This window comes from Kitasatospora sp. NPDC048286 (assembly GCF_043201735.1).
In the GTDB taxonomy this organism is placed as follows: Bacteria; Actinomycetota; Actinomycetes; order Streptomycetales; family Streptomycetaceae; genus Kitasatospora.
This window is the reverse complement of record NZ_JBICZE010000005.1, coordinates 33,173-58,669: the sequence shown is the minus strand read 5'-3', so window position 1 is coordinate 58,669 and position 25,497 is coordinate 33,173. Positions and strand designations below refer to the sequence as shown.

The following is a 25,497-nucleotide window of genomic DNA, read 5'->3' as shown; positions in this document are numbered from 1 at the left end:
ACTCCGCCCGGGGGCCGTCAGACCGCCGCGATCAGCACTCGATGACGTTCACGGCGAGGCCGCCGCGCGAGGTCTCCTTGTACTTGATCTTCATGTCGGCGCCGGTCTCCTTCATCGTCTTGATCGCCTTGTCCAGCGAGACGTGGTGCCGCCCGTCGCCGCGCAGCGCCATCCGGGCCGCGGTGACGGCCTTGACCGAGGCCATGCCGTTGCGCTCGATGCAGGGGATCTGGACCAGGCCGCCGACCGGGTCGCAGGTGAGGCCGAGGTTGTGCTCGATGCCGATCTCGGCGGCGTTCTCGACCTGCTCGGGGGTGCCGCCGAGGACCTCGGCGAGGCCGCCCGCGGCCATCGAACAGGCGGAGCCGACCTCGCCCTGGCAGCCGACCTCGGCGCCGGAGATGGAGGCGTTCTCCTTGAAGAGCATGCCGATGGCGCCGGCCGCGAGGAGGAAGCGGACGATGCCGTCCTCGTCGGCGCCCGGGATGAAGTTCAGGTAGTAGTGCAGGACGGCCGGGATGATCCCGGCGGCGCCGTTGGTCGGCGCGGTGACCACCCGGCGGCCGGAGGCGTTCTCCTCGTTGACCGCCATCGCGTAGAGGGTCACCCACTCCATCGCGTTGGCCGGCCCGATGCCCTCGGCGCGCAGCGTCCGCGCCGCGGCGGCCGCCCGGCGGCGGACCTTCAGGCCGCCCGGCAGGATGCCCTCGCGGGTCATGCCGGCCCGCACGCACTCCTGCATCACGGACCAGATCTCCAGCAGCCCGGTGCGGATCTCCTCCTCGCTGCGCCAGGCCTTCTCGTTCTCCAGCATCAGGCCGGAGATCGACAGCCCGGTCTCCCGGCTGAGCCGCAGCAGCTCGTCACCGGTGCGGAAGGGGTACTTCAGCACGGTGTCGTCGGGCTTGACCCGGTCCGCGCCGATGGCGTCCTCGTCCACCACGAAGCCGCCGCCGACCGAGTAGTAGGTCTTCTCCAGCAGGGTCGAGCCGTCCGCCGCGTACGCCCACAGGGTCATGCCGTTGGCGTGGTACGGCAGCGAGCGGCGGCGGTGCAGGACCAGCTGGCTGTCCGGGTCGAAGTCGATGGTGTGCTCGCCGAGCAGGCTGATCCGCTTCTCGGCGATGATCCGCTCGACGTCCTTGTCGGCCTGGTCGACGTCGACGGTGCGGGGCGAGGCGTCCTCCAGGCCCAGCAGGACGGCCTTCGGGGTGCCGTGGCCGTGGCCGGTGGCGCCGAGCGAGCCGTACAGCTCGGCGCGCACGCCGGTGACCCCGTCCAGCAGGCCTTCGGTGCGCAGTCGGCGGGCGAACATCCGGGCGGCGCGCATCGGGCCCACGGTGTGGGAGCTCGACGGGCCGATGCCGATGGAGAAGAGGTCGAAGACGCTGATGGCCACGGGGGACGTCCTTGTCTGGTCTCGTGGAAGGACTTGCAGGCAGGGGAGGGCTGACACGGGACGGGGCACCGCACGCACTGTCCAGTGTGCGCGGTGCCCCGGGGTCCCCAGGTACGCCGGCGGGGTGAGGCCGGTCACCTGTTCCTGAGCCCGACCGGGCCCTGGAAGGACTACTCCTGGTTGCCCAGGTTGGGGTACAGCGGGTACTTGTCGGCCAGGGCGGTGACCCGGGCCTTGAGGGCGGCGGCGACGGTCTCGTCGAAGGCGGGCTTGAGCGCCTCGGCGATGATGTCGGCGACCTCGCGGAAGTCCTCGGCCTGGAAGCCGCGGGTGGCCAGGGCCGGGGTGCCGATGCGCAGGCCCGAGGTGACCATCGGCGGGCGCGGGTCGTTCGGGATCGCGTTGCGGTTGACGGTGATGCCGACCTCGTGCAGCCGGTCCTCCGCCTGCTGGCCGTCGAGCTGGCTGTTGCGCAGGTCGACCAGGACCAGGTGGACGTCGGTGCCGCCGGACAGCACGCTGGCGCCGGCCTCGGCCACGTCGGCCTGGAGCAGGCGCTCGGCGAGGATGCGGGCGCCGTCCAGGGTGCGCTGCTGGCGCTCCTTGAACTCCTCCGAGGCCGCGACCTTGAAGGCGACCGCCTTGCCGGCGATCACGTGCTCCAGCGGGCCGCCCTGCTGGCCGGGGAAGACCGCGGAGTTGATCTTCTTGGCGAACTCGGCCTTGGACAGGATGACGCCGCCACGCGGGCCGCCCAGGGTCTTGTGGGTGGTGGTGGTGACCACGTCCGCGTAGGGCACCGGGTTCGGGTGCAGCCCGGCGGCCACCAGGCCGGCGAAGTGCGCCATGTCCACCATGAGCAGCGCGCCGACCTCGTCGGCGATCCGGCGGAACGCGGCGAAGTCGAGCTGGCGCGGGTAGGCCGACCAGCCGGCGATGATCAGCTTCGGCTGGTGCTCCTTGGCGAGGCGCTCGACCTCGGCCATGTCGACCTGGCCGGTCTTCTCGTCCACGTGGTACGCGGCCACGTTGTAGAGCTTGCCGGAGAAGTTGATCTTCATGCCGTGGGTCAGGTGGCCACCGTGGGCCAGGCTCAGGCCCAGGATGGTGTCGCCCGGCTGGATCAGCGCGAACATCGCGGCGGCGTTGGCCTGCGCGCCCGAGTGCGGCTGGACGTTGGCGTGCTCGGCGCCGAACAGGGCCTTGATGCGGTCGATCGCGATCTGCTCGACCACGTCGACGTGCTCGCACCCGCCGTAGTAGCGGCGGCCGGGGTAGCCCTCCGCGTACTTGTTGGTGAGGACCGAACCCTGCGCCTCCATGACCGCCACCGGGGCGAAGTTCTCGGAGGCGATCATCTCCAGGGTGGTCTGCTGGCGGTGCAGCTCGGCGTCGACCGCGGCGGCGATCTCCGGGTCGAGGGCGTGCAGGGACTGGTTGAGAACCGTCATGGTGTGGTCTTCCCGGTGGAGGAGAGCGGAGGGACGGTGGGGGCGGGCCGGCGAGCGGCCCGCCCGGTCACGGGCTGGTCAGCCGCCGATGAAGGCGGTGTACTCGTCCGCGCTGAGCAGCGTGTCGGTGGCCTCGACGCGCACCTTGAACAGCCAGGCGTTCCCGAACGGGTCCGCGTTCACGGAGGCCGGGTCGTCGATGACGTCCTGGTTGATCTCGGTGACCTCGCCGGTGGCCGGGGAGAACAGGTCGCTGACCGACTTGGTGGACTCCAGCTCGCCGCAGGTCTCACCGGCGGTCACGGTGTCGCCGACCGCGGGCAGCTGCACGTAGACGATGTCACCGAGCGCGGTGGCGGCGTGCTCGGTGATGCCGACCGTGGAGACACCGTCCTCGGCGGCCGTCAGCCACTCGTGCTCCTTGGTGTACTGCAGGTGCTGGGGGTTGCTCATGGCGTCATTCTCCAGGATGGGAAGCGGGCACGACGAAGCGGGCCGCCGCGCGGACGGCTGCGACGTGCGTGTATGGGAAAAACGGGGGCGGGACGAAGACTCAGCGGGCGCGCTTGTAGAACGGCAGCGCCACGACCTGGACGGGCTCGTGCTTGCCGCGGACGTCCACCGCGACGGTGGTGCCGGGCTCCGCGTGGGCGGCGTCGACGTAGGCCATCGCGATCGGCTGGCCGAGCGTCGGGGACGGCGCGCCGGAGGTGATCCGGCCGATCGGCTCGCCCTCGGTGGAGACCACGGTGTACTCGGCGCGCGGCACCCGCTTGCCCTCGGAGACCAGGCCGACCAGCTTCTTCGGCGGGTTGGTCTCGGCCGCGGCGGCGGCCTGCTCCAGCGCCTTGCGGCCGACGAAGGCGCCCTCGTTGGTGGTCTTGTCGAAGCGGACGACCCGGCCCAGGCCGGCGTCGAACGGGGTCAGGTCGGTGGACAGCTCGTGCCCGTACAGCGGCATGCCGGCCTCCAGGCGCAGCGTGTCGCGGCAGGACAGGCCGCACGGGATCAGGCCGTGGCCCTCGCCGGCGGCGGTCAGCGCCTGCCAGACGGGCTCGGCGTCGACCGGGTGGCAGAAGATCTCGAAGCCGTCCTCGCCGGTGTAGCCGGTGCGGGCGAGCAGCACGTCGCGGCCGGCCACCTGGGCCGGGAGGATCGCGTAGTACTTCAGGCCGGGCAGGTCGGCGTCGGTGGTCTTCGCCAGGATGCCGGTGGCCTCCGGGCCCTGGACGGCGATCAGCGCGTAGGTGTCGCGGTCGTCGGTGACGACGGCGTCGAAGCCCTTGGCGCGGGCGATCAGCTCGTCGAGGACCAGCTGGGCGTTCGAGGCGTTGGCGACGACCAGGAAGGCGTCCTCGCGCAGGCGGTAGACGATCAGGTCGTCCAGGATGCCGCCGTCCTCGGCGCAGATCATGGTGTAGCGGGCGCGCAGCACGCCGAGCGCGGAGACGAAGCCGACCAGCGCGTGGTCCAGCATCTCGCCGGCCTGCGGGCCGGTGACGGTGATCTCGCCCATGTGCGAGAGGTCGAACAGGCCGGCCTTGGTGCGGACGGCGAGGTGCTCCTCGCGCTCGCTGCCGTAGCGCAGCGGCATGTCCCAGCCGGCGAAGTCGGTCATGGTCGCGCCGAGGGCGCGGTGCAGCGCGTCGAGCGCGGTCAGGCGGAGGGACGACATGGCCAGGAACTCCTCGGTCGGGGCACTCAGGGGTGCACGCACCGGATCGGACCCGCTCGGGGGCCGACCCTGCGCGCGGGCATGCGGCGGCGTGGGTCTCCCCATCTGTCGTCGAACCTGAGAGCTTCACCGCCCGCCGCCCGCAGCCGTTTCCAGCTTGGGGGACAGCATGACGGCTTGCACCGTGGGTGGGCACACGACATGGCCGTGCGCCGCTTTCCAGATGTGCCTAACCCGTGCGGTAGGGGTGCCTGAGAGATTCCGGGGAGGACTTGCTCCTTCGGCGCCGGCTGTGCCTGAGCGGCACTCCGGGCTCTCCCGCGCGGGTTCGAGCGGCCGGTGTGGAGTTGTAGGGGCCCGCGGCGCATGCCGTCGGACGGGCACATCATGGCACGTCCCGGGCGACGAGGGGAGGGGGGACCCGGTCACACCGCGCGGTATCCGGACACGGGCCCCGGACGGCACCCGAACACGAGCCCTAAAGAGGAAGGCCCCGGGGCCGCAGGGCCCGTCTTCGAACGCCCGCCTGCGGGGCGACGCCGGGGCACGCACCTCGCCGCGTTGTCGTCGGTCACCAATGCTCCGCAGTGGCTCCCTCCTCCGCCTTGCGATGCACGCACCCCAACGCCGCCCCGCCCGCCCTTCGGGCGGACGACGGGCGTTCGAAGACGGGCCCTAGACTGCTGCGCGTCGGCGCAGCAGTGGGCGGCCGACCGGCAGAGGGCGGAATCGGCGGCGCATGGGGTACCCGGTGGAGCAGCAGCAGGGGTGGGGCGGACCGGAGGAGGCGCCGGCGGGCGGCTCCTGGCCGGCCAACGAGCTGGAGCAGGTGCTGACCGCGGCCCTGGGGGACCCGGGCGCGACGCCGCGGGTGATCGAGGTGCTGGCGCGCAGCCAGGTGTGGGTGCCGCTGCCGGCCGGGGCCGACCCGCAGGGGCAGTCGCTGGACCTGCCGACCATCGAGCTGGGTGGCGACCCGTACGTGCCGGTGTTCTCCTCGCAGGAGGTGTTCCTCCAGCAGGCGCCGGGGATGGCCTTCGCGATCGCGCCGGTGTGGGAGTTCGCCCGCGGGCTGCCGCTGGGCCTGGGCATCGCGGTGAACCCGGAGGCGGCGGTGGGCATACCGGTGCCGCCGCAGGGGGTCGCCGAGCTGCGCCGCGGTCCGCGCGTGGACCGCTGGGAGGGCGCCGGCGACGCGTCGGAGCCGACCGGCGGGCGGGTGGCGCTGCGCGAGCCGGTGCCGGGCGAGGACCCGGAGCACTTCCTGGCCGTCTGCCGGAGCGAACTGTCGGCGCTGCCCGGGGTGCTGACCGCCCGCAGGGCGCTGGCCAGCATCGAGGGCGAGCCGACCGTGATGTTCGTGGGCGTCCAGCTGGACGCGGCGGCACCGGCCGATCCGGCCGCGGTGAACGAGGCACTCGGGCGAGCCCTGGGAACCGCGCCGCTGCCCGGCGGCGTCCACCTCGTACTGCTCGACCTCGCCGACGACCCGGTGGTCGAGTGGCTGCTCACCCGGGTACAGCCGTTCTACGCGCGGGTCTGAGCGGGGTCCGTATCAAAGGCACGTCGCCGTGGCGGTGGCCGGTGCCGCGCCATAGGGTGCGTGCAGACGGCCGACGGGTCGGCGGGTTGAGGGAAAGAGGCGCGGCGAGGTGGGCGCATGAGTGCGGGAACGGGAGCGGGCGGTGTGCCGGGGCCCTGGGGCCAGGCACCGGCCGGGCGCCCGGGAGCTGATCCCGGCGCGTTGGAGCGCGCCCTGCGCGACGTCGCGCCGGAGCGCTACGACGCGTACGAGCGGCTGCTGCACGCGCTGGCGGACGGTCAGGTCTGGATGCTGCTGTGGCACGGCACGCCGGGCAGCCCGGACGCCCAGTACGGGAACATGGAGATCAGCGGCCACGGCTACGCGCCGGCCGTCACCTCGTCCGAGCAGCTGACCGCCTCCGGCTGGGCGCGGGCCCACGAGGTGGTCTCGGGCCGGGAGATCGCGGCCTCGCTGTACCGCACCCGCTGGGGCCTGTGGCTCAACCCGCACGCGCCCGGCGGCGGCGTCGGGGTGCCCTGGGCGGACCTCCGGCGGATCGCCGCGGGCCTGGACCGGCTGCCGGCGGGGCCGTTGAAGCTGAGCGAGCCGCAGCTGAACGCCCAGCCGTTCTTCGCGCTGCTGGAGCGGCAGGCCGTCGAGGTGCGCCCGGTGCGGGCGCTGCGCCGGGCCTGGGTGCAGCCCGCGGTGGGGGAGCCGTACCTGGCCATCGGCCTTGACCTGTACGAGAGTTCGCCGCCGGCCGTGGAGGCGGTGCGGGCGCTGATGCAGCGCGCGATCGCGGTGGCCCCGGAGGGGCTCGCGGTGTCCACGGTGGCGATGTCGGACGAGTACGACCCGGTGGCGCTGTGGATGCGCGCCAACGCGCGGCCGTTCTTCGACCGGGAGGCGGGGCGCCCGCCGACCGGCCCGTACCCGCCGGTGCCCCCGCCGCCGTACCCCGGGCAGTCGATGCCGGGCTACGCGTACGGCACCCAGCCGCCGGCCCAGGGCTGGCAGCAGCAGCAACAACAGCAACAGCCGCCGCAGCGGCCGTGGCCCGGCTACCCCGGGAACTGATCCCCAAAACCCATTCCGCGAAGCCGACTTGATTGTCCATCAAGTCGGCTTCGATGCTTTCCGGACGAATTTCCGGATGTGTGCTCCGGTCATCTTGACATGGCAGTAACAGCTATGTGAAGAGGTATATGCGGAAGATCGGGGAGGTGCATGTGCGCAGATCACAGTTGGGCATCTGTCGGTTGGCAGGGCTGGCGCAAGTCAGTTCGGATGGCAGAGAGTTCTGCGCAACGCACCGCGCGTGCTGGAACCCCACAAAGGTGAGCGCGCACGCCGACAGCCCCGCCCACGCGACGCCCATCCCGCGTGGTGGCAGTGCCCGTGCACCACTCACTGCCGTCAAGACCGCTCCTCCACAGCACTTCCGCACGTCCGCAGCCGCACCGCCGAAGCCGGCGACCGGCACCCGTGGGCCGGCCACCGTCGGCGAGGGGACCAACTGACCATGACCGCATCCGTGACCACCGCCGGGAACGAACCGGAGGCACCAGCCGCCGAGAGCCCGGCCAAGAAGATCGAGGGCCGCTCCCTCGGCCAGATCGCCTGGACCCGCTTCAAGCGGGACAAGGCCGCCGTCGCCGGCGGCGTCGTGGTGATCGTGCTGATCCTGCTCGCCCTGCTGGCGAAGCCGATCGAGTCGTTGTTCGGGCTCGACCCGGACGCCCTCCACCAGGACCTCCTGGACGCCGACCTCGGTGGTCTGCCGTTCGGTGACTGGGGCGGCATGAGCATGGACCACCCGCTCGGCATCGACCCGCTGCAGGGCCGTGACCTGCTCACCCGCGTCATCGAGGGCTCCTGGGTCTCCCTGCTGGTCGCCTTCGGCGCGACCGTCCTGTCCAACACCATCGGCACCGTGCTCGGCATCATGGCCGGCTACTACGGCGGTTGGGTCGACACCGTGATCAGCCGGGTGATGGACGTCTTCCTGGCGTTCCCGCTGCTGCTGTTCGCCATCGCGATCTCGACCTCGCTCCAGGGCGGCGCGTTCGGCCTGCACGGCCTGCCGCTGCACATCCTGGTGCTGATCTTCGTGATCGGCTTCTTCAACTGGCCCTACATGGGCCGGATCGTGCGCGGCCAGACGCTCTCGCTGCGCGAGCGCGAGTTCGTCCACGCGGCCCGCAGCCTGGGTGCCCGCGGCCCGTTCATCCTGTTCAAGGAACTGCTGCCCAACCTGGTCGGTCCGATCCTGGTCTACTCGACCCTGCTGATCCCGACCAACATCCTCTTCGAGGCCGGGCTGAGCTTCCTCGGCGTCGGCATCCAGCCCCCGCAGGCCTCCTGGGGCGGGATGCTCCAGGACGCGATCCGGTACTACCAGGTGGACCCCCAGTACATGGTGGTCCCCGGCCTGGCGATCTTCGTCACCGTGCTCGCCTTCAACCTGCTCGGCGACGGCCTGCGCGACGCCCTCGATCCCAAGAACAACTGACCGAGCGTCATCGAGCAGCCCTGAACGATCGACTGACCCCGTGTCAGGACACTCCACCGCCTCCACATCCCCAAGGGGTTGATCTCACCCATGCGTAGGTCCCGTACCGTCGCCCTGACCGCGGCGGCTGCCGCCGCGGTCCTGGTCGTGACCGGTTGCACCAGCTCGTCGAAGAGCGGCGGCTCCTCCTCGGCCTCCGGCTCCGCCGGGGGCGGCGCCAACGCGGCCACCAAGAGCATCGTCAACGCCTCGGACAAGAAGGGCGGGACGGTGACCTTCGAGATGAAGGGCACCCCGGACTCGCTCGACCCGGGCAACACGTACTACGCGTACATCTACAACTTCTCGCGTCTGTACGCCCGTTCGCTGACCACCTTCAACCCGGCGCCGGGCGAGGAGGGCAACAAGCTCGTCCCGGACCTGGCCGAGTCGGAGGGCAAGCAGAGCGCGGACGGCCTGACCTGGACGTACAAGCTGCGCGCGGGCCTGAAGTACGACGACGGCACCCCGATCACCTCGAAGGACGTCAAGTACGCCGTCGAGCGCTCCAACTTCACGGACGTGCTCACCAACGGCCCGACGTACTTCCGCAACCTGCTGGTGGACAACCCGACGCCGTACCAGGGTCCGTTCAAGGACAAGGAGGGCGGCCTCAACTCGATCGAGACGCCCGACGACCTCACCGTCGTCTTCCACCTCCAGCACCCGTTCGCGGACTTCGACTACCTGGTCGCCACCCCGCAGACCGCTCCGGTCCCGCAGCCGAAGGACACCGGCGCCGACTACGTCAAGCACATCGTGTCCTCGGGCTCCTACAAGTTCGAGTCCTACGAGGACGGCAAGCAGGCCGTCCTGGTGCCGAACCCCAACTGGGACAAGAGCACCGACCCGATCCGCAAGCAGCTCGGCGACAAGATCGTGCTCCGGTTCAACATCGACCAGGCCACCATCGACAAGGACCTGCTGGCCGGCAACGCCCAGGTCGACCTCGGCGGCACCGGCGTCGACCCGCAGACCCAGGCGCAGATCCTCCAGGACCCGAAGCTCAAGGCCAACACGGACAACGCCTACGGCGGCCGCCTGGTCTACCTGGCGATCAACTCCAAGCTCGCGCCGTTCGACAACGTCGAGTGCCGCAAGGCGGTCCAGTACGCGGTCGACAAGGTCTCGGTGCAGACCGCCCTGGGCGGCCCGATCCGCGGCCAGGTCGCCAACACGGTGCTCCCGCCGGACATCCCGGGCCACCAGGACTTCAACACCTTCGAGACCAAGGACAACAAGGGCGACGAGGCCAAGGCCAAGGACGCCCTGAAGGCCTGCGGCAAGGAGGGCGGCTTCAACACCGTCATCTCCGCCCGCACCGAGCGCGCCACCGAGATCGCCGGCGCGACCTCGATCCAGGCGGCGCTGAAGAAGATCGGCATCAGCGCCGAGATCCAGCAGTACCCGTCGTCCAAGTACCTGACCGACAACGCCGGTTCGCCGAAGTTCGCGGCGGACCACAACATCGGCCTGATGATGATGCAGTGGGGCGCCGACTGGCCGACCGGCTACGGCTTCCTCCAGCAGATCGTCGACGGCCGCGCGGTCAAGGACACCGGCAACAACAACCTGGGCCAGCTGAACGACCCGGCGGTCAACAAGCTGATCGACGACGTCGCCGTCAACCCGGACAAGGCGGCCCGCGAGAAGATGTACGCGGACATCGACAAGAAGGTCATGGACTCGGCGGTCTACGTCCCGCTGACCTACTTCAAGGTCTTCCTGTACCGCCCGTCCAACGCCACCAACCTGGCCTCCACGTCGGCGTTCTCGGGTCAGTACGACTACCTGAACATCGGCACCACCAAGTAAGAGCCTGGCTCCGCATCCCTGAAGGCAGGTGAAGGCAGCGGCGCCCGCCGCCGTCCGGAAGACCCCGGACGGCGGCGGGCCGCCGGAGCCGCCCAACTGTGTTTGCCTACATCATCCGCAGGATCCTCGCGGCCCTGGTGCTACTACTGGTCGTCAGCGCCGTCACCTTCGCGATCTTCTTCCTGCTCCCGCGCATCGCCGGTGAGACGGCCGACCAACTGGCCGCCCAGTTCATCGGGAAGAGCCCGTCCCCCGAGACGATCGCGGCGGTCAAGCAGAACCTCGGCCTCGACCAGCCGCTGTACGCCCAGTACTGGAAGTTCCTCAAGGGCCTGGTCGCCGGCGCCGAGTACAACTTCGGGCCGGAACCGGCCACCTGCCACGTGCCCTGCTTCGGCTACTCCTTCAAGAACCACCTCGAAGTCTGGCCCGAGCTGTCCAAGCGGATCCCGACGACCATCTCGCTCGCCGCCGGCGCGGCCGTGCTCTGGCTGGTCTCCGGCGTCGCCACCGGCGTCGTCTCCGCCCTCAAGCCGAAGTCGATCTTCGACCGGCTCTCCATGGGCATCGCGCTCGCCGGCGTCTCGCTGCCGGTCTTCTTCACCGGCGCGCTGCTGCTCACGCTGTTCAGCTACGAGTGGCCGATCCTGGACAACCTGCAGTACGTGGACTTCACGGACAACCCGCTGATGTGGGCCCGCAACCTGATCCTGCCGTGGATCTCGCTGGCCTTCCTCTACTCCGCGCTCTACGCCCGGCTCACCCGCGCCGGAATGCTGGAGACGATGAGCGAGGACTACATCCGCACCGCCCGGGCCAAGGGCCTGGCCGAGGGCAAGGTCGTCGCCCGGCACGGGCTGCGCGCCGCGCTCACCCCGATCGTCACGATCTTCGGCATGGACCTCGGGCTGCTGCTCGGCGGCGCGCTGATCACCGAGCAGGTCTTCTCGCTCCAGGGCGTCGGCCAGTTCGCCGTCCAGGCGATCACCGACAACGACCTGCCCAAGATCCTCGGCGTCACCCTGCTCGCCGCCTTCTTCATCGTCGTCTGCAACCTCGTGGTCGACCTCCTGTACGCCCTCGTCGACCCCCGGGTGAGGCTCTCGTGACCGACCTCCAGAAGACCCCGGCGGACGCCGCGCAGAGCCCGTCCGGCGACCCCTTCCTCTCCGTGCGCGACCTGCGGATCCACTTCGACACCGACGACGGCCTGGTCCGCTCGGTGGACGGGGTCAGCTTCGACCTGCACAAGGGGCGCACCCTCGGCATCGTCGGCGAGTCCGGCTCCGGCAAGTCCGTCACCTCGCTGGGCATCATGGGCCTGCACCGCTCCAAGCGGGCCCGGATCAGCGGCGAGATCCGGCTGAACGGCGAGGACCTGATCGCGGCCGGCCCGGACCGGGTGCGCCAACTGCGCGGCCGTGAACTGGCGATGATCTTCCAGGACCCGCTGACCGCGATGCACCCCTACTACACGGTGGGGCAGCAGATCGTCGAGGCCTACCGGGTGCACCACCCCCAGGCCTCCAAGAAGCAGGCCAGGGCCCGCGCCGTCGAGATGCTCGACCGGGTCGGCATCCCGCAGCCCGACCGCCGGGTGGACGACTACCCGCACCAGTTCTCCGGCGGCATGCGCCAGCGCGCGATGATCGCCATGGCGCTGGTCAACGACCCCTCGCTGCTGATCGCCGACGAGCCCACCACCGCCCTGGACGTCACCGTCCAGGCGCAGATCCTGGACCTCATCCGCGACCTCCAGGAGGAGTTCGGCTCCGCCGTCATCATCATCACCCACGACCTCGGGGTGGTCGCCGAACTGGCCGACGACGTCCTGGTCATGTACGGCGGCAAGTGCATCGAGCGCGGCCCGGCCGAGACCCTCTTCGACGCGCCCGAACACCCCTACACCTGGGGCCTGCTGGGTTCGATGCCGCGACTGGACCGGGAGCTCCAGGAGCGGCTGGTGCCGGTCAAGGGCACCCCGCCCAGCCTGATCAACGTGCCGTCCGGCTGCGCGTTCCACCCGCGCTGCCCGTACGCCGCCCTGACCGACGGGCGCTCCACGAGCGAGACCCCGGTGCTGGCCGAGGCCGCGCCCGGGCACTTCGCGGCCTGCCACCTGGCGGCCGGCGAGCGGCACCGCATCTTCGCCGAAGAGATCGCGCCCCTGCTGTGAGCCCGGCCTCGTACCACCTTCCTGGAGAGAACCGATGACGGACACTCAGGCGGCGTCGATCCCGTCGCCGGCCCCCGCCCCCGGCCGCGAGCCGCTGCTGAAGGTGGCCGGTCTGACCCGGCACTTCCCGATCCGCAGCGGTCTGATGCGGCGCCAGACCGGCGCGGTGCGGGCCGTCGACGGCATCGACTTCACGGTCAACGCCGGCGAGACCCTGGGCGTCGTGGGCGAGTCCGGCTGCGGCAAGTCGACCATGGGCCGACTCGTCACCCGGCTCGACGAGCCGACCGGCGGGACCATCGAGTTCGAGGGCACCGACATCACCCACCTGGGCGTCGGGGCGATGCGGCCGCTGCGCCGCGACATCCAGATGATCTTCCAGGACCCGTACTCCTCGCTGAACCCCCGGCACACCGTCGGCACCATCGTCGGCGCGCCGTTCAGGCTCCAGGACGCGGTGCCGGAGGGCGGCCTCAAGAAGGCCGTCCAGGAGCTGCTGGAGCTGTGCGGGCTCAGCCCCGAGCACTACAACCGCTACCCGCACGAGTTCTCCGGCGGCCAGCGCCAGCGCATCGGCATCGCCCGGGCGCTCGCGCTGAAGCCGAAGATGATCGTCGCGGACGAACCGGTCTCCGCGCTGGACGTCTCGATCCAGGCGCAGGTGGTCAACCTGCTGGACGACCTCCAGACGGAGCTCGGGCTGACCTACCTGATCATCGCGCACGACCTCTCGGTGGTCCGGCACGTCTCGGACCGGGTCGCGGTGATGTACCTCGGCAAGATCGTGGAGATCGCCGACCGGGACTCGCTCTACCGCAGCCCGAAGCACCCGTACACCACCGCGCTGATGTCCGCCGTGCCCGTCCCCGACCCGCGCCGCCGCCAGCGCGCGGGCCGCGAGCGCATCCTGCTCAAGGGCGACGTCCCCTCGCCGATCAACCCGCCCAGCGGCTGCCGCTTCCGCACCCGGTGCTGGAAGGCGCAGGACGTGTGCGCGAGCCAGGAGCCGCCGCTGGTGACGCTCGGGACCGGGCACCAGGTGGCGTGCCACTTCCCCGAGAACGCTCCGGAGAACGCCCCGGCGGACGCCACGGCCTGAGGCCCTCGACGAGAAGAGGCCGCCCGCCCGGGCTCGCGGGGCGGGCGGCCTCTTCGTCGAGACGTTCGTATTCGTCGAGACGGTCGTATCCGGATCATGAGCGTTTACCGGAGCACTCCGGGACATCGGGTACACATGGACGGTGACATCCCAGCTCTTCCCGTCCGAGGTGCAGCAGTCGCTGGACCTCGTCGGCATCTTCGTCTTCGCCCTCTCCGGGGGCCTGCTCGCCGTCCGCAAGAACATGGACATCTTCGGGATCTGTGTGCTGGCCGAGGCCACCGCCCTGGGCGGCGGGGTGATGCGCGACCTGGTCATCGGGGCCACCCCGGTCGCCGCGTTCACCAACCTCGGCTACTTCCTGACCCCGCTCGCCGCCGGGCTGGTGGTGTTCTTCCTGCACCCGGAGGTCGAGCGGATCAACCGGGCCGTGCAGACCCTGGACGCCCTCGGGCTCGGGCTGTTCTGCGTGACCGGCACCGCCAAGGCGCACGACTTCGGCCTCGGCGCGGTCGCGGCGATCGCGCTCGGCATGGTGACCGCGGCCGGCGGCGGCGTGATCCGCGACGTGCTGGCCGGGGAGATCCCCTCGCTGCTGCGCTGGGACCGCGAGATCTACGCCGTCCCGGCCCTGGTCGGCGCCACCGTGGTCGCGCTGCTGATCGGCACGAACCGGCTCACCGGCGTGACCGGCACCGCGGCCGCGCTCACCGCCTTCGGGCTGCGGATGCTCGCGCTGAAGTACGGCTGGCGTGCCCCGCGGGCCTGGCACCGCAACGGTTCTCGCACCAGCGAGGAGTAGGCGAGCCGCCGTACGCGAGCGAGATCGCCTCGGCGGTGCAGAGCAGTTCCGGCACCATCCGGGCCAGTTCGGCCGACGGCACCTCGCTCGCCGGGGCGCTCAGCGCGCAGGCCGCCACCGTCCGCCCGCCGCTGCCCGCGACCGGCGCGGCCACGCAGGTCACCGGCTCCCGGTGCTCGTAGGACTCGGCCGCCCAGCCCCGGCGGCGCACCGCCGCCAGCTCGGGCTCCTCGCGCTCGCCGTCCGCGGCCAGCCCGGCGAGCAGCACCCGGCCGACCGCCGTCCCGTCGACCGGGGCCCGGCGCCCGATCCGGGACGGCTCGGCACCCGGCGGCCCGGCCACCTCGTCCAGGTAGAGCACCTCGCCGTCGTGCAGCACGGCCAGCCGGACGGTGTAGCCGCAGCGGGCGTTGAGCGCGGCCAGGTACGGCGCGGCGACCTGCCGGACGTCGAAGTCCTCCAGCGCGCGGTGGGCCAGCGAGAGCACCCGGCCGCCGATCCGGTAGCGCAGGTCCGGCTGGCGGCGGGCGAAGCCGTGCTCCTCCAGGGTGCGCAGCAGCCGCAGGGCGGTGGACTTGTGCACCCCGAGGCTGCTGGCGGCCTGCTCCAGCGAGAGCGGCGCGTCGCCGAGTGCGTCGAGCAGGGTCAGCGCGCGGTCGACCGACTGCGACATGGCGTTTCCCGTGGATCCGGCTGACTGGTGGCGTCAGGCTAACCGCTGGGTGGCGCAGTGGTGCAAACCAGTGCCGGACGCGGCCGTCCGGCAGCGGTGCGCCGGCCCCGGCCCGGGGCGTGCGCGGCCGGTGGCCTGATCGGTCCGTAGGGCTGGATGGCCGCGCGACGGGGCGCTCTACAATCGGATGGTTATGCCATACCTGGACCATGCGGCGACCACGCCGATGCTGCCCGAGGCGATCGCCGCGATGACGGCGCACCTGGGGGTGGTCGGCAACGCCTCGGCCCTGCACGCGGCCGGCCGCCGGGCCCGCCGGGTGGTCGAGGAGTCCCGGGAATCGCTGGCCGATTCGCTGGGCGCCCGCCCCAGCGAGATCGTCTTCACCGGCGGCGGCACCGAGTCCGACAACCTGGCGGTCAAGGGCCTGTACTGGGCCCGCCGGGACGCCGACCCGGCCCGCACCCGGGTGCTGTGCAGCCCGGTCGAGCACCACGCGGTGCTGGACGCGGTGCACTGGCTCTCCGAGCACGAGGGCGCCGACGTCGAGTACCTGCCGGTGGACGAGTACGGGCGGGTGCACCCCGAGGCGCTGCGCGAGGCGATCGAACGGGATCCGGCCGCCGTGGCGCTGGTCACCGTGATGTGGGCCAACAACGAGGTCGGCACCGTCCAGCCGGTGCGCGAACTGACCGCCGTGGCGGCCGAGTACGGCATCCCGGTGCACGCCGACGCGGTGCAGGCGCTCGGTCAGGTCCCGGTCTCCTTCGCCGAGTCCGGCCTCACCGCGCTCACCGTCACCGGGCACAAGATCGGCGGCCCGTTCGGCATCGGCGCGCTGCTGCTCTCCCGGGGCGCCTCGCCCGTACCGCTGCTGCACGGCGGCGGGCAGGAGCGCGACGTGCGCTCCGGCACCCTGGACGCCCCCGGCGCGGCCGGCTTCGCGGCCGCCGCGACACTCGCCGTGGAGCGGCGGGCCGAGCACGCCGTCACGCTGGGCGCGCTGCGCGACGAGCTGGTGGCCTCGGTGCTGGCCGCCGTCCCGGACGCGATCCTCAACGGCGACCCGACGGCCGAGGGCCGGCTGCCCGCCAACGCGCACTTCTCCTTCCCCGGCTGCGAGGGCGACGCGCTGCTGATGCTGCTGGACGCCCAGGGCATCGAGTGCTCCACCGGCTCGGCCTGCTCGGCCGGGGTGCCGCAGCCCAGCCACGTGCTGCTCGCCATGGGCGTCGACCCGCTGCTGGCGCGCGCCTCGCTGCGGTTCTCGCTCGGGCACACCTCGCTGCGGGAGGACGTCACGGCGCTGGCGCAGGCCATCGGGCCCGCGGTGCAGCGGGCGCGCAACGCGGGGCTGGCCTCGGTCCGGCGGTAGGGCATGTACGGGAGCCCCGTACGCTTGTAGTCACCATGACTGACTTCCCTGGTGCCCCGACCACTCCGTCCACCGGCCGCCTGCGCGTGCTCGCGGCGATGTCCGGCGGAGTCGACTCCGCCGTCGCCGCCGCCCGCGCCGTCGAAGCCGGGCACGAGGTGACCGGCGTCCACCTGGCGCTCTCCGCCAACCCGCAGTCCTTCCGGACCGGCGCCCGCGGCTGCTGCACCATCGAGGACTCCCGGGACGCCTGGCGGGCGGCCGACGTGATCGGCATCCCCTTCTACGTCTGGGACCTCGCCGAGCGCTTCCGCGAGGACGTGATCGACGACTTCGTCGCCGAGTACGCGGCCGGGCGCACCCCCAACCCGTGCCTGCGCTGCAACGAGAAGATCAAGTTCGCGGCGCTGCTGGACAAGGCGATCGCGCTGGGCTTTGACGCCGTCTGCACCGGCCACTACGCCCGGATCGTCGACCTGCCCGACGGCTCGCGCGAGCTGCACCGCGCCGTCGACGCCGCCAAGGACCAGTCCTACGTGCTCGGCGTCCTCGACGCCGACCAGCTCGCCCACTCGCTGTTCCCGCTCGGCGACACCACCAAGGAAGCCATCCGCGAGGAGGCCGAGCGCCGCGGCCTGGCCGTCGCGAAGAAGCCCGACAGCCACGACATCTGCTTCATCGCCGACGGCGACACCCAGGGCTTCCTGGCCAAGCACCTCGGCACCGCGACCGGCGACATCCTCGACGTCGACGGCACCAAGCTCGGCGAGCACGACGGCGCGTACGGCTTCACCATCGGCCAGCGCAAGGGCCTGCGGATCGGCCGCCCGGCGGCCGACGGCAAGCCGCGGTACGTCCTGGACATCTCCCCGGTGAACAACACCGTGACGGTCGGCCCGGTCGAGGGCCTCGACGTCACCGGGCTGACCGCCATCCGCCCCCGCTGGTGCGGCACCGAAGCGCTGGCCGACGGCCGCTACACCGCGCAGCTGCGGGCCCACGGCGAGGAGGTGCCGGTGAGCGCCTCGGTGGTCGACGGCGAGCTGCGGGTCCGGCTGGACACCCCGGTGCGGGGCATCGCCCCCGGCCAGGCCGTGGTGCTGTACGACGGCACCCGCGTCGTCGGCTCGGCCACCATCGCCACGACGGAGCGCCCGGCCGTCACCGCCTGATCCCGCGTCATGGGGTGGCCAAGCGGTCACCCCGTGACACGCGTGATCACATTTAGTGCTGGTACATGCCGTCGCCCGCCGACCTCGACCCCGGCACCCAGCTGACCTGCACGCTGACCGACCAGGACATCGTCAACGGCACCATCAGCAACACCGCGACGGCCACCGGCACACCGCCGTCCGGCCCGCCGGTCACCTCGCCCCCGGCCGTCTCCTGCAGCCCGGTGCCGCCGTGCCCGGAGCCGGGGGACGGGTGGAAGACCGCTGCGCCGGCCATCGTCGAGCGCGACCGGAGGGTGCTGATGCTCAGCAGTAGCTGACGTTCCACGTCAACCAGCGAACGGGCCGCTCGTCGGCCCGTTCGCCTTTTTCATGACCTCCTGAGCGGGAGCACCTGGGCGGGCCGGTCGAGCCAGGCCCACTGCGCTTCCGCGGTGACCGTCAGCCCGAAGCGCTCGGGACCGGGGCAGCCGTGCTCCTCCCACCAGCGGTGGGCGGCCTCGACCTCGTCCCAGAGGCGGCGCGGGCCGTACTGCCAGACGATGGGGTGGTCGCCGTCGGTGTCGACGGCGGCCCAGGAGCGGGTGTCGGTGGTCGCGACCCAGAGCCGCTTGTCGTCGGCGTCCCAGGCGGTCCAGGCGTCGCCGAGATGCAGGCCGAGGGCGAACCTGGCCTCCCAGTTGTCGCCAGTGATGTCGTGCGGGGACAGGGAGGTCTGGGATTCCTCCGGAACGTGGTCGTCACGGACGATGTCGCGGAAGATCCGCAGGTCCTGCCGCTGGCCGCGCATGAGCATGAAGGCGGAGTGCGGGCTGAACCGGCCGAGGGCCCGGCCGGGTTCGACGGTGAGCTTGAGCAGGCCCCAGCAGAGCATGGGGTTGTCCCAGGGGGTGAGGATGATGCCGCCGGGGCGCGTCTGCTCGATCCAGGACCACGGGACGCGGCGCACGGAGCAGGTGGAGACGATCCGGTCGTACGGCTGGCGGAGGGGCCAGCCGTCGGCGCCGTCCCCGCAGATCACCTCGACGTTGAGGCCCGATGCGTTGAGGGACGCCCAGGCCGTGCGGGCGATGTCGGAGTCGACCTCGACGGAGGCGACGTGGCCGTCGCCGAGGCGGTGGGCCAGGAGAGCGGCGTTCCAGCCGGTGCCGGTGCCGATCTCCAGGACGTTCATGCCGGGGCGGACGTCGAGGTCGCGGAGCATGCGGACGACGATGGAGGGGGCGGAAGCGGAGGAGGACGGCCAGGCGTCGGCGGGGTCGGGGGGTGCGGTGCCGTCGTTGACCTGGGTGACGATCGGGACGTCGGCGTAGGCCGCCTCGAACCAGCGGTCGTGGTCGGTGGAGAGGTCGCAGGGCTCGTAGTCGCCTTGGGCGTTCTGCAGCCAGAGGCGGTGGGGGAGGAAGTGGTGGCGGGGGACGGCGGTGATGGCCGCCTGCCACTCGCGGGGGACCGGGCCGTCGAGGGATGCCTCGACGGCCCGGAGCAGGGCGCTGTTCGCGGCCTGCTCCGGTCGATGCGTCACTTGTTGTTCTCGTCCTTCTTGCTGTGCTTCGGTTCGGGCGCCGGGCGGGCGCTGTCGGGGGAGGGCTTGCTCGTGCCCGGGTCCTTCTTGTCGCCGTGCTTGCCGTCGCTGGGCTTGTCGGTTCCCCACGTCATGGGTGCTCCTTGGTGGTTGGTGGTTGGTGGTTGGTGGTTCGTGGTTGGTGGCTACCGGTCCGGTGGCCGGGGCGTGGGCGGGTGCGGCGGTTTGGGAGGGGGAGGCTTCGGTTCGCGCCAGGGCATGGCGGTGCTCCTTCGCGTGGGGGAGAGGTGGGTTGGTGTTCCCGCCCGCGCCGCCGGCCCGGCGGCGCGGGCGGGGGTTCAGTGGGGTGCGGAGAGGTCGGCGTGAACGACCTTGCCGAAGGGGAGGGGCGTGACACCCCACCGGCCGTCGGTGAGCCGGTGGATCAGTGCCAGCCCTCTCCCGGAGGTGGCCCCGGGCTCGGCCTTGACCAGCACCGGAATGGCACGGGAGCCGTCCCCGACGAGGAAGCGGACGATCCGATCGCTCGGCCGACGCACGGCCACGATCATGTGCGTCTGGCACCCGGTCTCGAGCGCGTTGGTGGTGAGTTCACTGATGACCACCGACGCGTCGTCCACGAGGTCGTCCAGCCCCCACTCCCGCAGCTTGCCGGAGACGAAGCGGCGGGCAGCCCCCACCGATTCGGCCCGGTAGGGAAGGCAGATGGTCGCCGGCTCCGGGGGCGGGAGGGCAGCGTCGTCCCTCGCGACGTTGGAGAGGAGGGTCATCAGTGCTTCTCCTTGGCGTAGTCATCTCGCTACTGAGAGCATCGCCACAGGAGGGGAGCCGGACTATCACTCTCTGGTGATAGTCCGGCTCCAATAAGTGATGATCAGATGCCGACCCAGTGCGCCATGCTGCTGAGCGTGCCCGGCGTCGACCGGCGTGCGGAGACGAGCCCGGCGACCGTCTCCCGCACCATCGGGTGGTAGCGCATCTGCTGGGGTGCGAGCTCCCGTGCGTGCTGCAAGGACTTCAGTGACTCATCGGAGCGGCCGATCCACAGCTGGGCTCGGGCCACCTCGGCGAGGTGGGCGGCGACCCGTGAAGCCGGCCACTCCGCAGGCATCTGGATCTGCTCTGCGGCCCGTACGGCTTCCGCGTAGCGGTACTGCTCGGAGAGTGTCGCCACCTGGTGCACGGCCACATTGGTCGGGCCGAACGAGAGCCAGTGCACCCGCGTGGCCTCGCCCGTGATCTCGGCGATCCGCGTGGCCTCCGAGATGTGTCCTGTGGCCGCGTCGCCATCCCCGGATCGTGCGGCCAGGACGGCCGCGCCGAGGTGGAGTTGGCCCACTGCGACGTCCCGGACTCGTCCGGAGTCCGCCTGTCCGAGGGTGTGCGCGCCGACCGCGATGAGTCGCTTACCCATCTCGAACTGGCCCGAGCGCAGGTAGACCAGCGAGCGGAGATACTGGCGAACTCCCGCGAGTACCGGGTCGGATCCGCGCTCGGCCGCCCAGGCCATCCGGTCCAGGGCCACCACGCACAGATCCGCGAAACCCAGCTTCGTGGTGATGTCATAGGCCGTGCGATAGGTGCTGGCCAGTACCTGCCACGCCTTCTCGGAGGGCGCCAGGTGTGCGGCCGTCGTCGCCTCGGCGATCAGGGCGGGCAGTGTGCGGGCAGCATCCTTGATGCGCGTCTCGCGGACCATGGCGCACAACTGTTCGGCGGCGGTCTGGAGTTCGGTCATCGGGCGGGCGGCGACATCGGGGTCGGCGCCGAGGTCGTACAGGTCGAGTGCTTCGCGGATCGGCTGGATCAGCACATCGAGCTCGTCCTGCCGCAGCTCGGTCAGGTACGGCTGGCCGGTGAGGTCGACGGTCTGTACAGAGAGGACCCGCGCGACGGCGGCGAGCACGGCGGGTGTGGCCGGCTTGGCTCCCTGCTCGACCTTGGTGAGCATGCTGTATGAAATGTGTGCGCGAGCAGCCAGTTCACGCTGCGTCAGATGGCGAAGCTTGCGATACTGGGCGATGCGTTCGCCGGTGTGCTCGGAGGTGTGCCTGGGCATACGGAGACTCCGTTCGTAGCGACCACTGCGGACGATACTCGCCGAAGGTGGCGGTGGGATCGCACCGGAGCATCGCTTCCGCTAGGGGTTGGGAGTCCGGATTGACCGAGCACCGGGAGTCGTTCCTCTACATCGTCGTCTGCGCCTCTGGGATCGCCGACGGAGTGGGTGAGTTGATTGCGGCCGCCCATGCCGAAGGCTGGAAGGTCGGTGTGATCGCCACTCCCAGTGCCCTCGGCTTCATAGACCAGGAAGCCATCGAAACGCAGACCGGTTATCCGATCCGCTCTGCCTGGCGCACGCCGAAGATCCCGCAGCCGCTGCCTCCGGCCGACGCCATCGCGGTCGCGCCTGCCACGTTCAACACCATCAACAAGTGGGCTGCCGGCATCTCCGACACGCTCGCACTCGGCATACTCTGCGAGGCGTACGGACTCGGTATCCCCGTGGCCGTCCAGCCCTACGTCAACTCCGCTCAGGCTGCCCACCCGGCCTACCCGGAGAGCCTGGCACGGCTTCGCTCGATGGGCGTGCTGATCGGCGACTACGTACCGCACAAGCCCAAGTCCGGCGGTGGCCGCGACAAGTACAACTGGACTCACGTCCTCGACCTGCTCCGTCCGGCACTGCGGGAGAAGGTCAATTCCACCGGGGAGTGACGGGACTCAGGTCCGGTGTGGCACCGGCCATCCGCACCCACGACGGCCGGCACCTGCTGTGACCCGGCGGCCTGCTCGCCGAGCAGGCCGCCGGGGGCGTGGGGGAGCGTAGTGGGTGGGCGCATCCTGATCCCGTCTCGGCGCCCGTGCTCTCCGACGCGGGGCAGTTCTACGGGCCCCAGGGCGCCGACGGCGACCGTCTTGAGGACGAGTTCCGGATCCTGCGGCGCGCGACCGCCAACTCCCTTTCCGTGCGCCGGGTCCGTCAACTGCGCCCGCGGATCGAGGAGCTCGTCTCCCTGCGGCTCGACCAGCTGGAGGCCGCGGGCCCGCCGGCGGACCTCCACGCCCTGCTCGCCGAGCCGCTGCCCGTCGACGTGGTCTGCGAACTGCTCGGCGTACCGGCGGCCGACCGCGACGAATTCCGGGTCTGGACCGCGGACGTCGTCTACCTGGCCGAGCCGGACCGGGTCATCGACGCCCTGGGCAAGCTGAACGACTACATGAGGCCGTTGATGGCCCGCAAGCGTGTCCATCCTGCCGATGACGCGCTCACGGAACTCGTGCGCACCCAGCAGGCCGGGCTGATCGACGAGAACCTCGCCGTCCTCTGGTCGGTGGCGCTGCTCTTCGCCGGCCACGTGACGACCGTGACCCGGATCGGCACCGGCGTCCTCCACCTGCTCGCCCATCCCGAGCAGCGCCGGGAGATGCTGAGCGGCCCCGACCTCCTCGCGGCGACCGTCGACGAACTGCTCAGAGTCAGCCAGCAGGACCTGGGCCTCGTCTGGCGCTGGGCCGCCGTCGACGTCGAGACCCGGGGCGGCCTGATCAAGGCCGGTGACCTGGTCCTGTTCGCCAACGGCCCGGCCTGCCTGGACCCGACCGCCTACCCGGAGCCGGACCGGTTCGACATCCACCGCGAGCAGGGGCCGCACACCGCCTTCGGCGCGGGCCCCCACCTCTGCGTCGGGGCCGCCCTGGCCCGGCTGGAGCTCCAGGTGGTGTTCGAGCTGCTGTTCCGCCGGTTCCCGGGGCTGCGGCTGGCCGTACCTGAGGAGAGCCTGCGCTGGCGGGACAGCCAGTTGACCGGCGGGCTGCTGGAGCTGCCCGTCACCTGGTGACGGAGCCCGTGACGGAGCCGGTGACGAGTCCGCAGACGTAATCCCGGTGAGACGCGCAAGCTCCGCGTGATAGACCAGACGACATTATGAACATCTGTGTCTTCTGCTCCGCGTACTCCCTCGACGACCGCTACTCCGCCCCCGCCGCGGACTTCGCCCGGCTCCTCGGGGAGGGCGGGCACACCCTCGTCTGGGGTGGCTCGAACGCCGGCCTGATGGGGCTCCTCGCCGACGAGGTGAAGGCGGCGGGCGGCCGGACCGTCGGGGTGATGGTCGAGATGCTGCGGCACAAGGCGTACGTCGGCGCCGACGAGCTGGTGTGGACCGCCGACCTCGCCGAGCGCAAGGCGGAGCTGGCCGCGCGGGCGGACGCGATCGTCGTGCTGGTCGGCGGGCTGGGCACCATGGACGAGGTCACCGAGGTGCTGGAGCTCAAGAAGCACGGCCGCTTCGAGAAGCCGGTGGTCGTCCTGGACACCGAGGGCTTCTACGCGGGCCTGCGCACCCAGATGGAGCGGATGGACGCCGAGGGCTTCCTGCCCCGCCCGCTCGCCGAGCTGATCACCTTCGCGGACACGCCCGCCGAGGTGTTTGCGCAGCTCAAGGCCTGAGAGGATCGGGACCATGGCTGCACACCTGATCACCGGCGCCGGCTCCGGCATCGGCGCCGTCCTGACCGAGAAGCTCGCCGAGCGCGGGGACGAGCTCTGGCTGCTGGCCCGCGACGCCCGTCGGGGCGCCGAGCTGCGCGAGCGCTTCCCCGGGGCGAAGACCCTGTCCGGTGACCTCGGGAACCCGGGCAAGCTGTCCTGGGCCCTCGGGCACCAGCAACTGCCCGTCCGGCTGGACTCGCTGCTGCACGTCGCCGGCATGGTCGAGCTCGGTACGGTCGGCGACCTGACCCCGAAGGCCTGGCAGGAGACGCTCAACGTCAACCTGATCGCGCCCGCCGAACTCACCCGGCTGCTGCTGCCGACCCTGCGGCTCGCCAAGGGCCACGTGCTGTTCGTCAACTCCGGCGCCGGCCTGAACGCCCACGCCGAGTGGTCGGCGTACGCGGCCAGCAAGCACGGCCTCAAGGCGCTCGCCGACTCGCTGCGCCAGGAGGAGCACGCCAACGGGGTCCGGGTCACCTCCGTCTACCCCGGCCGCACCGCCACCGCGATGCAGGTCAAGGTGCACCAGCAGGAGGGCAAGGAGTACGACGCCGACCGCTGGATCGAGCCCGAGTCCGTCGCGAAGGCGATCCTCGCGGCCCTGGACGCCTCGCGGGACGCGGAGATCACCGACATCACCGTCCGCCCCGGGCGGTAGTGCACCGCGTGGGAAGTCGGCCCGGCCGACTTCCCACGCGTTCAGCGGGGGCCGTCCGGCTGAGTAGGCTCGGGCGGGTGAGCACCCCACATCCCTTCCCCGACCTGCGCGGCGCCGCCACCGGCGTCGGCTCGCTGCCCGGCACCGACGCCCGGGAGGCCGCCAAGACCTCCACCGGGGCACTGGAGCACCTGCCGTTCCTGCCCGAGCTGCCCGCGCGCGGGCCGGGCGCCGACATGATCGGCCGCGGCGCCGGCCTGCTGGTCGAGCTGTTCGCGCAGACCGAGCCGAGCGGCTGGCGGTTCACCGACCGTCCCGGCCGGGACACCCGGCGCGCCCACTCCTGGCTCGGCGAGGACCTGGACGCGCTGGAGGAGTTCACCCAGGGCTACCAGGGCGCGCTCAAGGTCCAGGCCGTCGGCCCCTGGACGCTCGCCGCGAGCATCGAGCTCAAGTACGGCGAGAAGGCGCTCTCCGACCCCGGCGCCTGCCGCGACATCGCCGGCTCGCTCACCGAGGGCCTGCGCCGCCACCTCGCGGACGTCCGCAAACGGGTGCCCGGCGCCGAGGTCGTGCTGCAGCTGGACGAGCCCTCGCTGCCCGCCGTGCTGGCCGGGTCGGTGAAGACCGCCAGCGGCTTCCAGCGGCTGCGCGCCGTCGACCGGCAGGTCGCCGAGGAGGTGCTGCGGGAGACCGTCCGCGGTGTGGACGCGCCCGTGGTGGTGCACAGCTGCGCGCCGGACGTCCCGGTCCCGCTGCTGCGCCGGGCCGGGGTCGCCGGGATCTCCCTCGACTTCTCCCTCCTCACCGAGCGCCAGGACGACGACCTCGGCGAGGCCGTGGAGGGCGGCACGATGATCCTCGCTGGTGTCGTCCCCGCCACTGACCAGGCGGTGTCCGACCCTGCCGGTAGTGTCCAGGGGGTCAGGACCCTGTGGCGCAGGCTCGGGTTCGCCCCGGAGCTGCTGGGCCGTCGCGTACTGGTGACGCCGACCTGCGGGCTGGCCGGGGCCTCCCCGGCGTACGCGCGCAGGGCGCTGTCGTCCGCGGTGCGGGCGGCGCAGAGCCTGGTGGACAACCCGGAATGAGAAGGTAGGAGGCTT

25 protein-coding genes and 1 riboswitch are annotated in these 25,497 nt (G+C 71.5%); of the genes, 16 read left to right on the top strand and 9 right to left on the bottom strand.

Annotated elements, in window-relative coordinates; all coding sequences use genetic code 11:
- Positions 1-31: 31 nt before the first annotated feature.
- The 4 genes from ACGF13_RS12900 to gcvT form a co-directional block, all read right to left on the bottom strand.
- A complete protein-coding gene (locus tag ACGF13_RS12900) occupies positions 32-1,399 on the bottom strand; it encodes an L-serine ammonia-lyase (protein ID WP_392872919.1) in 1,368 nt (455 codons plus the stop codon).
- A 170-nt stretch (positions 1,400-1,569) separates the two neighbouring features.
- A complete protein-coding gene (glyA, locus tag ACGF13_RS12895; RefSeq protein ID WP_392872916.1) occupies positions 1,570-2,850 on the bottom strand; it encodes a serine hydroxymethyltransferase in 1,281 nt (426 codons plus the stop codon).
- A 78-nt stretch (positions 2,851-2,928) separates the two neighbouring features.
- On the bottom strand, positions 2,929-3,303 hold the full coding sequence (gene gcvH, locus ACGF13_RS12890) for a glycine cleavage system protein GcvH (protein ID WP_392872914.1): 375 nt from the start codon (positions 3,301-3,303) through the stop codon (positions 2,929-2,931).
- A 100-nt stretch (positions 3,304-3,403) separates the two neighbouring features.
- Complete coding sequence (gene gcvT / locus ACGF13_RS12885; RefSeq protein WP_392872911.1) at positions 3,404-4,525, bottom strand: glycine cleavage system aminomethyltransferase GcvT; 1,122 nt, start codon at positions 4,523-4,525, stop codon at positions 3,404-3,406.
- A 229-nt stretch (positions 4,526-4,754) separates the two neighbouring features.
- Positions 4,755-4,856, bottom strand: a riboswitch (glycine riboswitch).
- 408 nt (positions 4,857-5,264) lie between these two features.
- Here gcvT and ACGF13_RS12880 point away from each other — a divergent pair.
- The 8 genes from ACGF13_RS12880 (at position 5,265) to ACGF13_RS12845 (ending at position 14,493) form a co-directional block, all read left to right on the top strand.
- Entirely contained in the window at positions 5,265-6,068 is an 804-nt protein-coding gene (locus tag ACGF13_RS12880) for an enhanced serine sensitivity protein SseB C-terminal domain-containing protein (RefSeq protein WP_392872908.1), read from the top strand.
- Between the two features lie 117 nt (positions 6,069-6,185).
- Positions 6,186-7,127 (top strand): enhanced serine sensitivity protein SseB C-terminal domain-containing protein, encoded by a 942-nt coding sequence (locus ACGF13_RS12875; RefSeq protein ID WP_392872905.1) that lies wholly within the window; start codon positions 6,186-6,188, stop codon positions 7,125-7,127.
- 445 nt (positions 7,128-7,572) lie between these two features.
- Positions 7,573-8,562: an ABC transporter permease gene (locus ACGF13_RS12870; protein ID WP_392872902.1), complete on the top strand. Its 990-nt coding sequence runs from the start codon at positions 7,573-7,575 to the stop codon at positions 8,560-8,562.
- Positions 8,563-8,652: 90 nt separating this feature from the next.
- Entirely contained in the window at positions 8,653-10,416 is a 1,764-nt protein-coding gene (locus ACGF13_RS12865; RefSeq protein WP_392872899.1) for an ABC transporter substrate-binding protein, read from the top strand.
- Between the two features lie 98 nt (positions 10,417-10,514).
- Entirely contained in the window at positions 10,515-11,525 is a 1,011-nt protein-coding gene (locus tag ACGF13_RS12860; protein WP_392872896.1) for an ABC transporter permease, read from the top strand.
- Positions 11,522-12,592, top strand: coding sequence for an ABC transporter ATP-binding protein (locus ACGF13_RS12855; protein ID WP_392872893.1), 1,071 nt, complete (start codon positions 11,522-11,524; stop codon positions 12,590-12,592). The genes ACGF13_RS12860 and ACGF13_RS12855 overlap by 4 nt, the downstream gene beginning before the upstream one ends.
- Positions 12,593-12,626: 34 nt before the next feature.
- A complete protein-coding gene (locus tag ACGF13_RS12850; RefSeq protein WP_392872890.1) occupies positions 12,627-13,691 on the top strand; it encodes an ABC transporter ATP-binding protein in 1,065 nt (354 codons plus the stop codon).
- Positions 13,692-13,833: 142 nt separating this feature from the next.
- Positions 13,834-14,493 (top strand): trimeric intracellular cation channel family protein, encoded by a 660-nt coding sequence (locus tag ACGF13_RS12845; RefSeq protein ID WP_392872887.1) that lies wholly within the window; start codon positions 13,834-13,836, stop codon positions 14,491-14,493.
- On the opposite strand, the gene ACGF13_RS12840 is transcribed toward ACGF13_RS12845, so the two are convergent.
- Complete coding sequence (locus ACGF13_RS12840) at positions 14,399-15,166, bottom strand: IclR family transcriptional regulator (RefSeq protein ID WP_392872884.1); 768 nt, start codon at positions 15,164-15,166, stop codon at positions 14,399-14,401. The genes ACGF13_RS12845 and ACGF13_RS12840 overlap by 95 nt on opposite strands.
- A 193-nt stretch (positions 15,167-15,359) precedes the next feature.
- Between ACGF13_RS12840 and ACGF13_RS12835 the strand changes: the two genes are divergently transcribed.
- From ACGF13_RS12835 to ACGF13_RS12825, 3 genes are all read left to right on the top strand, one after another.
- Positions 15,360-16,541, top strand: a complete 1,182-nt coding sequence (locus tag ACGF13_RS12835; RefSeq protein WP_392872881.1) for a cysteine desulfurase family protein — start codon at positions 15,360-15,362, stop codon at positions 16,539-16,541.
- Between the two features lie 35 nt (positions 16,542-16,576).
- Positions 16,577-17,713, top strand: a complete 1,137-nt coding sequence (gene mnmA, locus ACGF13_RS12830) for a tRNA 2-thiouridine(34) synthase MnmA (RefSeq protein ID WP_392872879.1) — start codon at positions 16,577-16,579, stop codon at positions 17,711-17,713.
- Positions 17,714-17,778: 65 nt separating this feature from the next.
- Positions 17,779-18,033 (top strand): hypothetical protein, encoded by a 255-nt coding sequence (locus ACGF13_RS12825; protein WP_392872877.1) that lies wholly within the window; start codon positions 17,779-17,781, stop codon positions 18,031-18,033.
- 50 nt (positions 18,034-18,083) lie between these two features.
- Here the strand turns inward: ACGF13_RS12825 and ACGF13_RS12820 are convergent, their stop codons facing one another.
- From ACGF13_RS12820 to ACGF13_RS12805, 4 genes are all read right to left on the bottom strand, one after another.
- Positions 18,084-19,238 (bottom strand): methyltransferase domain-containing protein, encoded by a 1,155-nt coding sequence (locus tag ACGF13_RS12820; RefSeq protein WP_392872874.1) that lies wholly within the window; start codon positions 19,236-19,238, stop codon positions 18,084-18,086.
- Entirely contained in the window at positions 19,235-19,372 is a 138-nt protein-coding gene (locus ACGF13_RS12815) for a hypothetical protein (protein WP_392872871.1), read from the bottom strand. Before ACGF13_RS12815 ends, ACGF13_RS12820 begins: the two co-directional genes overlap by 4 nt.
- 204 nt (positions 19,373-19,576) lie before the next feature.
- Positions 19,577-20,008, bottom strand: a complete 432-nt coding sequence (locus tag ACGF13_RS12810) for an ATP-binding protein (RefSeq protein WP_392872868.1) — start codon at positions 20,006-20,008, stop codon at positions 19,577-19,579.
- Between the two features lie 104 nt (positions 20,009-20,112).
- Positions 20,113-21,297: a helix-turn-helix domain-containing protein gene (locus ACGF13_RS12805; protein WP_392872866.1), complete on the bottom strand. Its 1,185-nt coding sequence runs from the start codon at positions 21,295-21,297 to the stop codon at positions 20,113-20,115.
- Positions 21,298-21,398: 101 nt separating this feature from the next.
- On the opposite strand from ACGF13_RS12805, the gene ACGF13_RS12800 reads away from it, so the two are divergent.
- The 5 genes from ACGF13_RS12800 to ACGF13_RS12780 all read left to right on the top strand — a co-directional run bounded on the left by ACGF13_RS12800 (position 21,399) and on the right by ACGF13_RS12780 (position 25,482).
- Positions 21,399-21,956, top strand: coding sequence for a flavoprotein (locus tag ACGF13_RS12800; protein WP_392872863.1), 558 nt, complete (start codon positions 21,399-21,401; stop codon positions 21,954-21,956).
- Between the two features lie 146 nt (positions 21,957-22,102).
- On the top strand, positions 22,103-23,080 hold the full coding sequence (locus ACGF13_RS12795; RefSeq protein ID WP_392872861.1) for a cytochrome P450: 978 nt from the start codon (positions 22,103-22,105) through the stop codon (positions 23,078-23,080).
- Between the two features lie 86 nt (positions 23,081-23,166).
- Positions 23,167-23,691, top strand: coding sequence for a TIGR00730 family Rossman fold protein (locus tag ACGF13_RS12790; protein WP_392872859.1), 525 nt, complete (start codon positions 23,167-23,169; stop codon positions 23,689-23,691).
- A 13-nt stretch (positions 23,692-23,704) separates the two neighbouring features.
- On the top strand, positions 23,705-24,394 hold the full coding sequence (locus tag ACGF13_RS12785; RefSeq protein WP_392872857.1) for an SDR family oxidoreductase: 690 nt from the start codon (positions 23,705-23,707) through the stop codon (positions 24,392-24,394).
- Positions 24,395-24,471: 77 nt separating this feature from the next.
- Complete coding sequence (locus ACGF13_RS12780) at positions 24,472-25,482, top strand: methionine synthase (RefSeq protein ID WP_392872855.1); 1,011 nt, start codon at positions 24,472-24,474, stop codon at positions 25,480-25,482.
- Positions 25,483-25,497 lie beyond the last annotated feature (15 nt).